The organism is Kitasatospora sp. NPDC092039 (assembly GCF_044756065.1).
GTDB lineage: Bacteria > Actinomycetota > Actinomycetes > Streptomycetales > Streptomycetaceae > Kitasatospora.
Genome location: NZ_JBIVSD010000034.1, coordinates 18,710 through 32,567 on the forward strand (window position 1 = coordinate 18,710; position 13,858 = coordinate 32,567).

Below are 13,858 nucleotides of genomic sequence, written 5' to 3' on the forward strand. Positions count from 1 at the left end.
GCTCCTCACCGGGCCTGGGGCTGGCCGTAGACGTTCTGGTAGCGGAAGTTGAGGCTGTCGATGTCGGCCTGGGCGATCGGCAGGGGCTCGCCGAGCTGACGGGAGATGTGCACGGTGCGGGCCACGTCCTCGCACATCACGGCGGCCTTGACGGCGGCCTTGGCGTCCTTGCCGATGGTGAAGACGCCGTGGCTCTTCATCAGGACGGCGGGCGAGCGGTGGCCCTTGAGGGTGTCCACGATGCCGCGGCCGATCGAGTCGTCGCCGATCAGGGCGAACGGGCCGACCGGGATCTCGGCGCCGAACTCGTCGGCCATCGCGGTGAGGACGCAGGGGACGGCCTCGCCGCGGGCGGCCCAGGCGCAGGCGTAGGTGGAGTGGGTGTGTACCACTCCCCCGACCTCGGGCAGGTGGCGGTAGACGTAGGCGTGCGCGGCGGTGTCGGAGGAGGGGGCGTGCTCGCCCTCCACGACGTTGCCGTCGAGGTCGCAGACGATCATGTTCTGCGGCGTCAGCTCGTCGTAGGAGACGCCGCTGGGCTTGATCACCAACAGGTCCTCGCCGGGGACGCGGGCGGAGACGTTGCCGGCGGTCCAGACGACCAGGCCGTAGCGGACCAGTTCCTGGTGGAGGTCGCTGACCTGGCGGCGGATGAGGTCAAGGGACGCGTTCACGAATCCTCGCTCGGGGTGGTGAGGGCGGCGTTGCGGATGTCGCGCAGGCGGTGCAGGAGCTTGTCGGCGCCGAGTCCGAAGTGGTCGTGCAGGGCGCGGTACTCGGCGAAGAGCAGGTCGTACGTGTCGGCGGCGGCCGGGTCGGGCTGGTAGGCGCCCCGGTGCACCCGGCCCATGGCCTCGGACGCGGTCCGGACGTCCGGGTACGCCCCGGCGGCGACGGCGGCGTGGATCGCCGAGCCGAGCGCGGGGCCCTGCTCGGACTCGGCGACCGAGACCGGGCGGCGCAGCACGTCGGCGTAGATCTGCATCAGCAGGGCGTTCTTCTTCAGCCCGCCGGTGACGATGAACTCGGTGACGGGCACGCCGCCCTGCTCCAGGGCCTCCACGATGACGCGGGTGCCGTAGGCGGTGGCCTCCAGCAGCGCCCGGTAGACCTCCTCGGGGCGGGTGGCGAGGGTGAGGCCGGCGATCACCCCGGAGAGGTGGTGGTCGACCAGGGTGGAGCGGTTGCCGTTCATCCAGTCGAGCGCCACCAGGCCGTGCGCGCCGACGGGTTGGGCGGCGGCCTTGCGGGTCAGCAGCTGGTGCGGGTCCTCGCCGGTCTGCTCGGCTTCGGCCAGGTAGTCGGCGGGCAGGCCCTGGCGCAGCCACCAGGCGAAGATGTCGCCGACGGCGCTCTGGCCGGCCTCGTAGCCGTAGGAGCCGGCGACGATGCCGTCCTGGACCACGCCGCACATGCCGGGGACGTCGGCCAGTGTCGCGCCGTTGACCACGTGGCAGGTGGACGTGCCCATGATGGCGAGGAGCCGGCCGTTCTCGACGGCGCGGGCGGCCGGGGCGGCGACGTGGGCGTCGACGTTCCCGGCGGCGACCGCGATGCCCTCCGGGAGCCCGGTCCACTGCGCGGCCCGCGCGGTGAGCGGGCCGACCCGGGAGCCGAGCGGGGAGAGCGGGTGCTCCAGGCGGGTGCGGGCGAAGTCGGCGAAGTCGGGGTGGAGCGCGGCGAGGTAGTCCTCGCTCGGGTAACTCCCGTCCTGGTGGATGCCCTTGTAGCCGGCGGTGCAGGTGTTGCGGCTCTCGGCGCCGGTGAGCTGCCAGACGATCCAGTCGGCGGCCTCGATCCAGCGGGTGGTCGCGGCGTAGACGGCCGGGTCCTCCTCCAGGACCTGCAGCGCCTTGGCGTACTGCCACTCGGCGGAGATCCGCCCGCCGTAGCGGGAGATCCACTTCTCGCCCCGGGCGTGGGCCAGGGCGTTGATCCGGTCCGCCTGGCCCTGGGCGGCGTGGTGCTTCCAGAGCTTGGGCCAGGCGTGCGGGCGGCTCGCCCACGCGGAGGTCTCGGCGAGCGGGGTGCCGTCGGCGAGCACCGGCAGGACGGTGCAGGCGGTGAAGTCGGTGGCGATCCCGATGACGTGCGCCGGGTCGACGCCAGCGGCGGCGAGCGCCGCCGGGACGGCGGTGCGCAGCACCTCGCGCCAGTCGGCCGGGTGCTGGAGCGCCCAGTCGGGCGGCAGCGGCCGCCCGCTGCCGGGCAGTTCGCGCTCGATCACGGCGTGCGGGTAGTCGTGGACGGCGGTGCCCAGCTCCTCGCCGTCCCGGACGCGGACCACCACGGCGCGGCCGGAAAGGGTGCCGAAGTCGACGCCGACGACGTACCGGTCCGGCTCGGGGGCGGCGACAGGGATCACGGTCACTTTCTCATCCTTCGTACGGGAGAGCTGTGTTGGCGCCTGTCGCCGGTGCGGTCGTCGGCCGGGGCAGGGCGGCACGCACCGGCGACAGGCTTCGTTCCGCTACCTCTCCCTCTGAAGGGCGGAACGTGTAGCCGTCGGCCGGGCGACCCGGAAGCGGGATGACGGCGGCCCGGCCGACGGAGCGGAAGGGGCGTTGTTGTGAACGCTCAGGCAGATTGTTAGCGCTAACAAAGTGGCTGTCAAGGGATGCCGGCGAGGCCGGAGCCCGCACGAACGGAACCCGCCCGGGTCGGGGTTTCCGGAGGCGGGCGCGCCGCGGACCGGACCGGCGCTACCGGTTCAGCGCCCGGCCGCCGGCCCGGCGCTGCGCCGCAGCACCAGCTCCGGGGAGATCTGCAGATGGGCCGGCGAAGGCGTGGCCGCCTCCAGCTCCCCGACGAGCAGCTCCAGGGCCCGCCGGCCGAGTTCGCCGAAGTCCTGCCGCACGGTGGTCAGCGGCGGGATGAAGTAGGCCGCCTCCGGGATGTCGTCGAAGCCGACCACGCTGATCTCGTCCGGGACCGACCGGCCGGCCTCGTGCAGGGCCCGCAGCAGGCCGAGGGCCATGTGGTCGTTCGCGCAGAACACGGCGGTGATCTCGGGCAGTTCGGCGATCCGCAGCCCCGCCTGGTAGCCCGAGCGGGCGCTCCAGTCGCCGCGCTCGACCTCGGGCACCGGGGCTCCGGCCGCCTCCAGCGTGGAGCGCCACCCCTCCTCCCGGTCCTGGCTCTCCAGCCAGTTGACCGGTCCCGCCACGTGGTGCACGGTGCGGTGGCCCAGGTCGAGCAGATGCCTGGTGGCCTCTCCGGCACCGTAGCGGTTGCCCACCGACACCATGGGCACCTGGGTCTGGTTGCCCGAACCCACCGCGACCAGCGGCACCGAGCTGGAGAGCCGGGCCACCGCGCTGACCGCGGAGATCTGCGGCGCGATCACCACGACGCCCTCCACGCCCTGGTCACGCAGCCGGTCGACGGCCTCCTGGACCGAACGGCCGTCAAGCGAACGCAGGCTGGTCACGCTGACGAAGTACCCGGCGCTGCGCGCGGCCTGCTCGATGCCGTCCAGCATCGACGCGGGGCCGTACAGGGTCGAGTCGAAGCTGACCACCCCGAGGGTCTGCGAGCGTCGGGTGACGAGCGCGCGGGCGGCGGAGTTGGGCCGGTAGTCGAGCTCCCGTATGGCCGCCAGTACCCGGTCCCGGGTGTCGGGCCGCACGTGCGGGGCGCCGTTGAGCACCCGGGACACCGTCTGGTGGGACACCCCCGCCAGTTTCGCCACGTCCGCCATCACGGGCTGGCGCGATTCCGTCCCGGTGCTATCGGTTCCCACTCGCAGTTCCCTCCTCGGCTGCGGACCACAGTACGCGACCTGGTCCGGGCCAATCCGTCACCCTCGGTCCGACCGGCGGCTTCTTCATACCAGCCGGGCGGGGCGCTCACATCTGCCGACATTGCCAAGTTAACGTTCACAGCCGCACCGCGAAGGTGAATACCGGGATCACCCGTGGGGCGGCGGTGGCCGGTGGGCGGTCCGGCACCCGGCGCGGTCGGCAGGTGCGCGCCCCGCTCGGGACGGCCGGCGGAACACCGCGACCCAATGGTGATCCGACGCCTCTTGACGCCACCGTTGTGAGCGTTAACACTCATGTCACGCCAGGCCAGGGTGACCGTAACCCCGATGCCCCACAGCCCCGAGGGACCATTCCCGGCCGGCCCCGCTCGACCGCTCCCAGCCCGCCCAGTCAGGGGACGCGCTGCGCCGGTCGCGGAACACCACTGGAGGAACTGTGCGGAAGATTTCGGCGGGTCTGGTCGCCGCGGGCCTGGTGCTCTCACTGGCGGCCTGCGGCCAGAGCGCCAACGGCGCCGGCGACGGCCCCGCCAAGGGGGACGCCAAGGGCGGTCTGGTGGGCATCGCGATGCCCACCAAGTCGTCCGAGCGCTGGATCAACGACGGCACCAACATGGTCAAGGAGTTCCAGGCCAAGGGCTACAAGACCGACCTGCAGTACGGCGACAACGTGGTGGAGAACCAGGTCTCCCAGGTGGAGAACATGATCACCAAGGGCGCCAAGCTCCTGGTGATCGCCGCCATCGACGGCGCCTCCCTCACCAACGTGCTGCAGAAGGCCGCCGACGCCCACATCCCGGTGATCTCCTACGACCGGCTGATCAAGGGCACCCAGAACGTCGACTACTACGCGACCTTCGACAACTACAAGGTCGGCGTCCTCCAGGGCAGCTACATCGCCGACAAGCTCGGGCTCAAGGACGGCAAGGGGCCGTTCAACATCGAGCTGTTCGCCGGCTCGCCGGACGACAACAACGCCACCTTCTTCTTCAACGGCGCCATGAGCGTCCTCAAGCCGTACCTCGACGAGAAGAAGCTGGTCGTCCAGAGCGGCCAGACCGAGTTCAACCAGGTCGCCACGCTGCGCTGGGACGGCGGAGTCGCCCAGTCCCGGATGGACAACCTGCTGAGCAAGGCCTACACCTCCGCCCACGTCGACGCCGTGCTCTCGCCGTACGACGGCATCTCGATCGGCATCCTCTCCTCCCTCAAGGGCGTCGGCTACGGCACCGCCAAGTCGCTGCCCGTCGTCACGGGCCAGGACGGCGAGCTGGCCTCGGTGAAGTCGATCATCGCGGGCGAGCAGACCCAGACCGTCTACAAGGACACCCGCCAACTGGCCAAGGCCGCCGTCCAGATGGGTGACGCGGTGCTGACCGGCGGCAAGCCCGAGGTCAACGACACCAGCCAGTACGACAACGGCGTCAAGACCGTCCCGGCCCAGCTGCTCCAGCCGGTCAGCGTCGACAAGGACAACTACCAGAAGATCCTGGTCGACAGCGGCCAGTACACCGCGGACCAGCTCAAGTAGCCCGCGGGGCCCGGCGGACGGGCCCTTGCCGAACCGGCGGTGCGGCGCCCCGAGACCGGCCCGCACCGCCCCGAACGATACGGACGCACACCCATGGCTGGACCCGTTCTCGAAATGCGGTCGATCAGCAAGTCGTTCCCCGGCGTCAAAGCGCTCTCCGAGGTCAACCTGAGCGTCGCCGCCGGAGAGGTGCACGCCATCTGCGGCGAGAACGGCGCCGGCAAGTCCACCCTGATGAAGGTGCTCAGCGGTGTCTACCCGCACGGCGCCTACGAGGGCGAGATCCTCTTCGAGGGCGAGCCCTGCCGGTTCAGGGACATCCGGGCCAGCGAGCAGCGCGGCATCGTCATCATCCACCAGGAACTGGCGCTGGTGCCGTACCTGTCCATCGCCGAGAACGTCTTCCTCGGCAACGAGCACGCCGCCCGGGGCATCATCAGCTGGCAGCGCACGCTCACCCACGCCGCCGAACTGCTCCGCCAGGTCGGCCTCGACGAGAATCCGCACACCCGGATCGCCGACCTCGGGGTGGGCAAGCAGCAGCTGGTCGAGATCGCCAAGGCGCTGGCCAAGAAGGTCAAGCTGCTCATCCTGGACGAGCCGACGGCCTCGCTGAACGACGAGGACAGCCGCAAGCTGCTCGACCTGATCCTCGAACTCAAGGCGCAGGGCATCTCCTGCATCATCATCTCGCACAAGCTGAACGAGATCGCCCGGGTCGCCGACTCCGTCACCATCCTGCGCGACGGGCGGACCATCGAGACCCTCGCGATCGGCCCCGAGGGCATCTCCGAGGACCGGATCATCCGCGGCATGGTCGGCCGCGACCTGGAGCACCGCTACCCGGAGCGCACCCCCGAGATCGGGGAGGTCGCCTTCGAGGTCGAGGACTGGAGCGTCCGGCACCCGCTCGACCAGCAGCGCATGGTGGTGGACGGCGCCTCGCTGAACGTGCGGCGCGGTGAGATCGTCGGCATCGCCGGACTGATGGGCGCCGGCCGCACGGAGCTCGCGATGAGCATCTTCGGCCGCTCGTACGGGCGGTGGGCGTCCGGCCGGGTGCGGCTGCACGGCCGCGAGATCCGCACCCGGACGGTGCCGGAAGCGATCGGGCACGGCCTCGCCTACGTCACCGAGGACCGCAAGCACCTCGGGCTGAACCTCATCGACGACATCAGCCGGAACATCTCGATGAGCGCGCTCGGCAAGGTCGCCCGGTACGGCCGGGTCGACCGGCACGAGGAGGCCAAGGTCGCCGAATCGTTCCGGCGGACCATGAACATCAAGGCCCCGACGGTGTTCACCCGGACCGGCACGCTCAGCGGCGGCAACCAGCAGAAGGTCGTCCTCAGCAAGTGGATCTTCGCCGAGCCGGAGGTGCTGATCCTCGACGAGCCCACCCGCGGCATCGACATCGGCGCCAAGGCGGAGATCTACACGGTCATCGCCGAGCTGGCCGCGCAGGGCAAGGCGGTCCTCGTCATCTCGTCCGAACTCCCCGAACTCCTGGGGCTGTGCGACCGGATCTACACCATGGCCGAAGGCCGGATCACCGGCGAGGTCGCCCGTGCCGACGCCACCCAGGAATCCCTCATGCGGCTCATGACCATGAGCGCCGCATCCAGCAACGAGCAGGTGTGAGGCATGGCCCAGACCGAGATCATCCCGGATTCGTCCCCGAAGGCGCCGCAGTCCGGCCCGAGCCCCTCCATCGGCTCCGCCCTGGCCGGCGCGCTGCGCGGCAACGTGCGCCAGTACGGCATGCTGGTCGCGCTCGCGCTGATCGTCCTGCTGTTCCAGATCTGGACGGACGGCATCCTCCTCCAGCCGCTCAACATCACCAACCTGATCCAGCAGAACGGCTACATCCTCATCCTGGCGATCGGGATGATGATCGTCATCATCGCCGGGCACATCGACCTCTCGGTCGGCTCCCTGGCCGCCTTCGTCGGGGCCGCCGCCGCGGTGATGATGGTCAAGCAGCACCTGCCGTGGCCGGTGGCGGTGCTGGCCGCGCTGGTGATCGGCGCCCTCGCCGGCGCCTGGCAGGGCTTCTGGATCGCCTACCTCGGGATCCCGTCCTTCATCGTCACCCTGGCGGGCATGCTGCTGTTCCGCGGCGGCACCCAGATCCTGCTCCAGGGCCAGTCGGTCGCCCCGTTCCCCAAGGGCTTCCAGAGCATCAGCAGCGGCTTCCTCCCCGAGGTCGGACCGCACACCGACTACCACAACCTCACCCTGCTGCTGGGCCTCGCGGTGCTGGCCGTCGCGGTCCTCCAGGAGCTGCGCGGGCGGCGCCAGACCGCCTCGTACGGGATGGAGCCGCTCCCGCTCGGGCTGTTCCTGGCCAAGCTCGCCGTGATCACCGCGGCCGTGGTCGCGTTCACCCTGCTGCTGGCCAGCTACCACGGCGTGCCGATCGTCCTGCTGATCCTCGGCGCCCTGCTGGTCGGCTTCGGCTACCTGATGCGCAACTCGATCATCGGACGGCACACCTACGCCATCGGGGGCAACGAGGCCGCGGCCAAGCTGTCCGGGGTGAAGAGCAAGCGGGTCGTCTTCCTCGCCTTCACCAACATGGGCGTCCTCGCGGCGCTCGCCGGACTGGTCTTCGCCGCGCGCCTCAACGCCGGCACCCCGCAGGCCGGCATCAACTTCGAACTGGAGGCCATCGCCGCCGCCTTCATCGGCGGCGCCTCCGCCAGCGGCGGCGTGGGCACCGTCCTCGGCGCCATCATCGGCGGCCTGGTGCTCGGCGTGCTGAACAACGGCATGTCCCTGGTCGGCGTCGGCACCGACTACCAGCAGGTCATCAAGGGCCTGGTGCTGCTCGCGGCCGTCGGATTCGACGTCTACAACAAGCGCCGCGCCGGTTCCTGACCGGCCGGGCCGGCCGGCCCGGGAACGCGGGCGGGGCCGGGGTGGTGAGACGCGCTCACCGCCCCGGCCCCGCCCGTCCGGCTGTCCGGCTGTCCGGCTGTCCGGCTGTCCGCAGTCACGGACCACCGGACGGCCCGCCCGCACGCCGGAGGACGGCCTCCGGTCAGACCGCCGCGGCCGGGGACCCGACCAACTCGGCGGAGCCGCTGCGGTTGTGGCGCTCCTGCCACAGGTCCAGGGCGCTGCGGCAGGCGTGGTCGAGGTGGCGCAGGCCGGAGAGGTCGAGCCTGACCGGGCGGTCCGCGGGCAGCCCCTCCAGGGACTCCAGGGTCTCCAGCAGCCGGGGCAGCCGGAGGAAGGTGGCGTTGCCGTGCAGGGTCACCCGGACGGCGCCGTCGCCCGGATCGGTCACGGCGATCTGCAGGTGCGAGGTGTCCCAGGCGCTCTTGAGCACCGCGAGGAGCAGACCGAGCAGCACGCCCTCCAGCAGGTTGGTCACCACGATGGCCAGCGCGGTGACCGCCAGGATCGCCGCCTCCCCGCGGTCGGCCCGCCACAGCGGGCGCAGCGTGCGGAGCGGGACCAGCTTGGCGCCGGCGTGCACCAGCACGCCGGCCAGGGCGGCGAGCGGGATGGCGGAGAGCGCGGCCGGGAACAGTGCGGCGAAGAGCAGCAGCCACAGTCCGTGCAGCACCCGGGAGGCCTTGGTGCGGGCGCCGGCCTGCACGTTGGCGGCGCTGCGCACGATCACGGCGGTCATCGGGAGCGCGCCGAGGAATCCGCAGACGGTGTTGCCGACGCCCTGGGCGAGCAGTTCGCGGTCGTAGTCGGTCCGCGGGCCGTCGTGCAGGCGGTCGACGGCCGCGGCGCTGAACAGGCTCTCGGCGGAGGCGATCAGCGCGAACGCGAGCGCCGTACCGAGGACGCCGACGCTGCCGAGCGCCGCGAGGTCGGAGGCGCCGGGCAGGTGGACCACCCCGGCGAGGCCGGCCACCCGGACCCGGGCGACGGGCAGGTCGAACAGGGCGGTGGCGGCCGTCGCGGCGGCGACGGCGGCGAGCGGCGCGGGCACCGTCCGGACCTTCGCGGGCAACCGCGGCCAGAGCAGCAGCACCGCCACCGTCCCGGCGCCGATCGCCGCGGCGGCGAGGGCGTGCGGGCTCCCGGCGACGTCGGCGGCCAGGCCCGGGAGGCCGGCCAGTTTGGCCAGGCCGTCGGCCGGTGCCTTGCCGTCGGCCAGGGCGTAGAGCTGTCCGGCGATCAGGACGAGGCCGATCCCGGCCAGCATCCCCTGGACGACGGAGACGGATATCGCCCGGAACAGCCGGCCCAGCCGGGCCGCGCCCATGGCGAGTTGGAGCAGACCGGCCAGGGCCGTGACGACGCCCAGGGTGGCGAGGCCGTGTTCCTGGACGGCGGCGAAGACCAGCACGGTCAGGCCGGCGGCGGGGCCGGACACCTGGAGGCTGCTGCCGGGCATCAGCCCGGTCACCACGCCGCCCACGATGCCGGTGATCAGGCCGAGTTCGGCCGGCACGCCGGAGGCGACGGCGACGCCCACGCACAGCGGGAGCGCGACCAGGAAGACGACGACGGAAGCGGGGAGGTCAGAGCGCAGAGTGCTCAGCCGAAGGGCGGGACGACGGGTCATCGGGTCCTCGGGAGAGTAGCGGTGCGGACGGTGTCGGTCCGGAGGGCGGTGGCAGTGGCGGCGGCGCCGCGGTGCGCGGGGCGGGGAGGGGTGTCCGCGTCCACCGGCGGGGCACCCCGGTCCGCGGTGGCTTCAGAGGGGCAGGAAGAGGCCGGCGTCGGGCCGGTGGGCGAGCACCAGCCCGGTGTGGATCTCGTAGAACCAGCCGTGCAGCCGGATCGCGCCCTCCTCCAGCCGCCGGGCCACGGCCGGGTAGCCGCGCAGCCGGTCCAGCTGGGCCAGGACGTGGCGCTGCACCGGCCCGGCGACCGTCGGATCGAACACGTCCGGCCCGTCCGCGCCGAGCTCGGCCGGGTCGGCCTGGCGCAGCCAGGCACGGACGGCGGGGACGACGCTGAGGTCCTCGCCGCGGACCACGGCGCCGACGGCGCCGCAGTGCGAGTGGCCGCACACCACGATGTCGCGGACGCCGAGCACCTCGACGGCGTACTCGATGGTGGCGGTCTCGCCCGAGGCGCGGTCGGCCCGGTAGGCGGGGACGATGTTGCCCGCGGTGCGGAGCTCGAAGAGGTCACCGGGGTCGGCGTTGGTGATCAGGGCGGGCACCACGCGCGAGTCCGAGCAGGTGATGAAGAGGGCCTGGGGTGCCTGGCCGGCGGCCAGGCCGGTGAGTTCCCGGCCGGTGTCGCCGGCGCGCTGCGGAAAGGCGCGGGCCCGATCGATGAGCGGATCCATGGGGTGTGCCTCCTTCGTGGCCCCGGCGGTTACGGCCGGAGGAGCGATGGACGGGGCGGTGCCTCGGAACGGTGCCTCGGAAAGGTGCGTCGGCACGCCACTGGGCCGCGTCGTCGTCGGTGCCGCCGCGGCGACCTGATGACGCGTCAAGAATGAGTAAAGCACGGCCATGGGAAGAGTAAAGACGCATTCCGGGCGCAATATGGGTCGATCTCGTTAACATCCTGTTGCCTCGAACGGCCTGGAGCCTTCCGCTCCGGAAAGCCGCCACCGGTCACGCGCCCGCGGCCGCCGCTCCGGTCGAAGAACTTCCGGACGAACGGCAACCTCCACCGCGACGGCGGCAACCGACGGGCGACACCGAGGGCGGAACCCCGACGGACCGTCCGGTCCGACCGCCGACCGCACCGTGCACCCCGTCCGCTCCCGGGCGGGTGCACGGCGGCGGGGCCGAAGCAAGGAGCAGCCCCCGTGAACGAGACGGAACCCACCGCGGGCGGTCGCGGCCGGCGCGCGGACGGGCGGCGGAGCCGTCACGCCCCCGCCCGCGGTCCGGCCCGAAAAACCCGCGCCGGACCGGCAACCTTTCCCGCTCCGGCGGCCACTGAGGGGTGCAACGCCGACTCGATCTACCGAACTGGATGGGCATGAGGGCAACGAAGCACGCCGACCCGCGGGCGCGGCGGAGGCAGGGACTGGTCGTGGGGATTCCGGTGGCACTGGTGGCCGTCGGGGTGCTGGTGTGCCTGGCTCTCGCGCTCCTTCCGGGGAACGGGAGCGGTCCCGGCACCGACGCCGCGCGACCGGCCGCCGCCGTCGCGGCCACCGAGGCGAGCACGCCACCCGGGCCCGGCGACACCCCGGCCCCTGCCGCGCCCTCGGCGCCGCCGTCGTCGGCCGCCGCCCCCTCGCCCTCGGCCGCCGGCTCCCCGTCGGCCTCGGCGCCACCGACGCCCACGTCCACGCCCACGGCGCGGGCGTCGGCCGCCACCGCCGCCCCGTCGGCCCCGGCCGCCACCGGCAGCGCCCGCGCGGTGCCGTCCACCGCTTCCCTGGCCGGGCGGATCAAGCCGGGGACGAGCTACCCCGGCGTCGCCACCTCCTACGACGCGACCGACGGCAACGGCGCCTGTTCGTTCGGCCCGTCCGGCGACCTCATGGTCGCGGCGATGAACCACACCGACTACGAGACGTCCGCTGCCTGCGGGGCGTACGTGCTGGTCCGCGCCGCCGGCGGGGCGAGCATCACGGTGCGGATCGTCAACGAGTGCCCGCTGCCCTGCGCACCCGGGCAGCTCGACCTGAGCCACGAGGCCTTCGGCAGGCTCGCCGAGCTCTCGGTGGGGCGGCTCCCGATCACCTGGACGCTGCTGAGCCCGGGCACGGCGCCGGACACCATGTCGGTCCGGTACAAGACGGGGTCCACCCAGTGGTGGTGCGGGATCCAGGTGATCGGCCACCGGAACCCGGTGGCCGCGCTGGAGGTCCGGACCGGCACCGGCTGGCGGCGGTTGTCGCGCACCGACTACAACTACTTCCTCTCCCCCGACGGCGGCGGGTGCGGCGGAACCATCAGGGTCACCGACGTCTACGGGGAGCAGCTGACCGTCGACGGGATCGCGGTGAAGCCGGACGTCGTCCAGCCGACCCCCGTCCAGTTCACCCGGCATTGACCGCCCCGCCCGCCCGTCGGCCGTCGACCGTGCCCCTCCAGGCCGGGCCCCGCCCCGCCCGGGAGGCGGGCACTGCTAGGCTCACGCCGATTGTTAACGTTCACAATGCAGGGAGAGGGCGACCGGGGGACATGCTCCTCGATGACACGTCCGCGGAATTCCACGACTTCTTCGAGCGCCACCACGCCGAACTCGCCCGTCTCGCCCACCTCCTGACCGGCGGGGCGGACGCGGCCGACGACCTCGCCGCGGACGCCCTGGTCGCGCTCTGGCAGCGCTGGGACCGGGTCCGCGCGGCCGACCACCCGATCGCCTACGCCCGCGGGGTGGTCGCCAACATGGCCCGGGAGCGGATCCGCAGCGCGGTCCGCGAACGGCGCCGGATCCTGCTGTTCTGGACCCGCAGCCCCGACCGGACCGACGGACCGGACGTCGCGGCCGTGCTGGACGTCCGTGCGGCGCTCGCCCGGCTGCCGTTCCGCAAGCGGGCGTGCGTGGTGCTGCGGCACGCCTTCGACCTCTCGGAGAAGGACACCGCCGCGGCGCTCGGCATATCGGTCGGTACGGTGAAGAGCCAGACCTCGAAGGGGATGGCCGAGCTGGAGAGAGCGCTCGGCGCGGGAGCGGTCGGCGAACTGACGACAGGGAGGAGGAACCGGTGAACGAGCACATCGCCCGGCAGCTGCGCGAGGCCGCCGAGGAGCACCGGCCCGACCGCGCCCGGATGCTGGCCCGCGTGCAGCGCGGCACGGCCGGTCCCGCCGTCCGCCACCGCGCCCGGTCGGGCCTGCGGTCGTGGCCGAGGGTCGCGCTCGCGGGCCTCGCCGCCGTCGGCGCCCTGGCCACCGGCGGACTCGCCGTGGCCGGCATCGGCTCCTGGACCCCGCAGCCGTCGGGCGCCGCCACCACCGCACCGGCCGACCCCTCGCCGACGCTCACGCCGACACCGACGCCGACCCGGTCCGCTCCCCCGCCCGCCGCCCCGGCACCGGCGCCCGCGACCTTCGCGCCGCCCGCCGGCACCCCGACCGGCCCCCGACCGACCCCGTCGGCGAGCGGCCGGCCCCAGAACGGTCCGCTCTGGTCGGAGGGGTCGATCGACCCGCACAGCACCGTCTACTGGGCCCAGAGCAACCTCACCCTCAGGACCACCCAGCCGCTCACCTCGCTCACCGTCGAACTGCGCGTCGCACAGACCGGCGACGTGCGCGACACCGGCAACTGGCGGACCCTGCCGGCCGACGACTTCACCGTCACCGTCCAGGAGACCGGCGGCGCGCTGGTCTACCGCTGGGTGCTCAAGCCGGGCCGTACCGTTCCGCCCGGGCAGCACGAGTTCGCCGGCCAGTACAACCACGCCACCGGCGTGCGCGGCTCGGCGAACGACGGCTACCGCGTGGACGCCCGGTCCGCGGGCGGCCCCGCGTCGGTCTCGGGGGGCTTCTCCCCGGGCCGGTGAAGGCTCGACGGCCCCTCCCCTGGACGGGGCCGGACGCCGGACTCCTTCGGGGATACGACCGGGGCGGCCGCCCGCGGGGGCGGGGGGCCCCCCCCCGCGGCGGTTGACGGGCGCCCGGGCACCCCCCGGCGCCCCCCCCCGGCCGGCGGGGCGGGGCCCCCCCGCG

General features: G+C 73.0%; 11 protein-coding genes. 6 read left to right on the forward strand and 5 right to left on the reverse strand.

The features are described from left to right. Positions 1–5 precede the first annotated feature (5 nt). The 3 genes from ACIQI7_RS37415 to ACIQI7_RS37425 all read right to left on the reverse strand — a co-directional run bounded on the left by ACIQI7_RS37415 (position 6) and on the right by ACIQI7_RS37425 (position 3,700). On the reverse strand, positions 6–674 hold the full coding sequence (locus ACIQI7_RS37415) for an L-ribulose-5-phosphate 4-epimerase (protein WP_401118902.1): 669 nt from the start codon (positions 672–674) through the stop codon (positions 6–8). Then, positions 671–2,371 carry a ribulokinase gene (locus tag ACIQI7_RS37420; protein WP_401118905.1) on the reverse strand — a complete coding sequence of 567 codons (1,701 nt, stop codon included), beginning with the start codon at positions 2,369–2,371 and terminating at the stop codon, positions 671–673. Before ACIQI7_RS37420 ends, ACIQI7_RS37415 begins: the two co-directional genes overlap by 4 nt. A gap of 339 nt (positions 2,372–2,710) precedes the next feature. After that, positions 2,711–3,700 (reverse strand): LacI family DNA-binding transcriptional regulator, encoded by a 990-nt coding sequence (locus ACIQI7_RS37425; RefSeq protein ID WP_401118967.1) that lies wholly within the window; start codon positions 3,698–3,700, stop codon positions 2,711–2,713. Between the two features lie 499 nt (positions 3,701–4,199). Here ACIQI7_RS37425 and chvE point away from each other — a divergent pair, with 499 nt between their 5' ends. The 3 genes from chvE (at position 4,200) to mmsB (ending at position 8,174) form a co-directional block, all read left to right on the forward strand. Beyond that, the gene (gene chvE / locus ACIQI7_RS37430) at positions 4,200–5,294 is read left to right on the forward strand and encodes a multiple monosaccharide ABC transporter substrate-binding protein (RefSeq protein ID WP_401118908.1); all 1,095 of its coding nucleotides are present in this window, start codon (positions 4,200–4,202) and stop codon (positions 5,292–5,294) included. A gap of 93 nt (positions 5,295–5,387) precedes the next feature. Continuing rightward, positions 5,388–6,935, forward strand: coding sequence for a multiple monosaccharide ABC transporter ATP-binding protein (gene mmsA / locus ACIQI7_RS37435; protein ID WP_401118910.1), 1,548 nt, complete (start codon positions 5,388–5,390; stop codon positions 6,933–6,935). Positions 6,936–6,938: 3 nt separating this feature from the next. Beyond that, complete coding sequence (mmsB, locus tag ACIQI7_RS37440) at positions 6,939–8,174, forward strand: multiple monosaccharide ABC transporter permease (protein WP_401118912.1); 1,236 nt, start codon at positions 6,939–6,941, stop codon at positions 8,172–8,174. Between the two features lie 163 nt (positions 8,175–8,337). Here mmsB and ACIQI7_RS37445 read toward each other — a convergent pair whose 3' ends face one another. Together ACIQI7_RS37445 and ACIQI7_RS37450 are read right to left on the reverse strand one after the other, a co-directional pair. After that, entirely contained in the window at positions 8,338–9,825 is a 1,488-nt protein-coding gene (locus ACIQI7_RS37445; protein ID WP_401118915.1) for a SulP family inorganic anion transporter, read from the reverse strand. A 132-nt stretch (positions 9,826–9,957) separates the two neighbouring features. Beyond that, entirely contained in the window at positions 9,958–10,560 is a 603-nt protein-coding gene (locus ACIQI7_RS37450; protein WP_387747995.1) for a carbonic anhydrase, read from the reverse strand. A 701-nt stretch (positions 10,561–11,261) separates the two neighbouring features. On the opposite strand from ACIQI7_RS37450, the gene ACIQI7_RS37455 reads away from it, so the two are divergent. From ACIQI7_RS37455 to ACIQI7_RS37465, 3 genes are all read left to right on the forward strand, one after another. Further along, positions 11,262–12,233 carry an expansin EXLX1 family cellulose-binding protein gene (locus ACIQI7_RS37455; protein ID WP_401118918.1) on the forward strand — a complete coding sequence of 324 codons (972 nt, stop codon included), beginning with the start codon at positions 11,262–11,264 and terminating at the stop codon, positions 12,231–12,233. 131 nt (positions 12,234–12,364) lie between these two features. Continuing rightward, positions 12,365–12,895, forward strand: coding sequence for a SigE family RNA polymerase sigma factor (locus ACIQI7_RS37460; protein WP_401118920.1), 531 nt, complete (start codon positions 12,365–12,367; stop codon positions 12,893–12,895). Beyond that, the gene (locus ACIQI7_RS37465; protein WP_401118922.1) at positions 12,892–13,692 is read left to right on the forward strand and encodes a hypothetical protein; all 801 of its coding nucleotides are present in this window, start codon (positions 12,892–12,894) and stop codon (positions 13,690–13,692) included. Before ACIQI7_RS37460 ends, ACIQI7_RS37465 begins: the two co-directional genes overlap by 4 nt. The last annotated feature ends 166 nt before the right edge of the window (positions 13,693–13,858 follow it).

What these genes read in the sequence shown, in the direction of transcription:
- ACIQI7_RS37425 (WP_401118967.1), bottom strand. Translation starts at nt 3,700, where the DNA reads ATGGCGGACGTGGCGAAACTGGCGGGGGTGTCCCACCAGACGGTGTCC.
- mmsA (WP_401118910.1), top strand. Translation starts at nt 5,388, where the DNA reads ATGGCTGGACCCGTTCTCGAAATGCGGTCGATCAGCAAGTCGTTCCCC.
- mmsB (WP_401118912.1), top strand. Translation starts at nt 6,939, where the DNA reads ATGGCCCAGACCGAGATCATCCCGGATTCGTCCCCGAAGGCGCCGCAG.
- ACIQI7_RS37445 (WP_401118915.1), bottom strand. Translation starts at nt 9,825, where the DNA reads ATGACCCGTCGTCCCGCCCTTCGGCTGAGCACTCTGCGCTCTGACCTC.
- ACIQI7_RS37450 (WP_387747995.1), bottom strand. Translation starts at nt 10,560, where the DNA reads ATGGATCCGCTCATCGATCGGGCCCGCGCCTTTCCGCAGCGCGCCGGC.
- ACIQI7_RS37460 (WP_401118920.1), top strand. Translation starts at nt 12,365, where the DNA reads ATGCTCCTCGATGACACGTCCGCGGAATTCCACGACTTCTTCGAGCGC.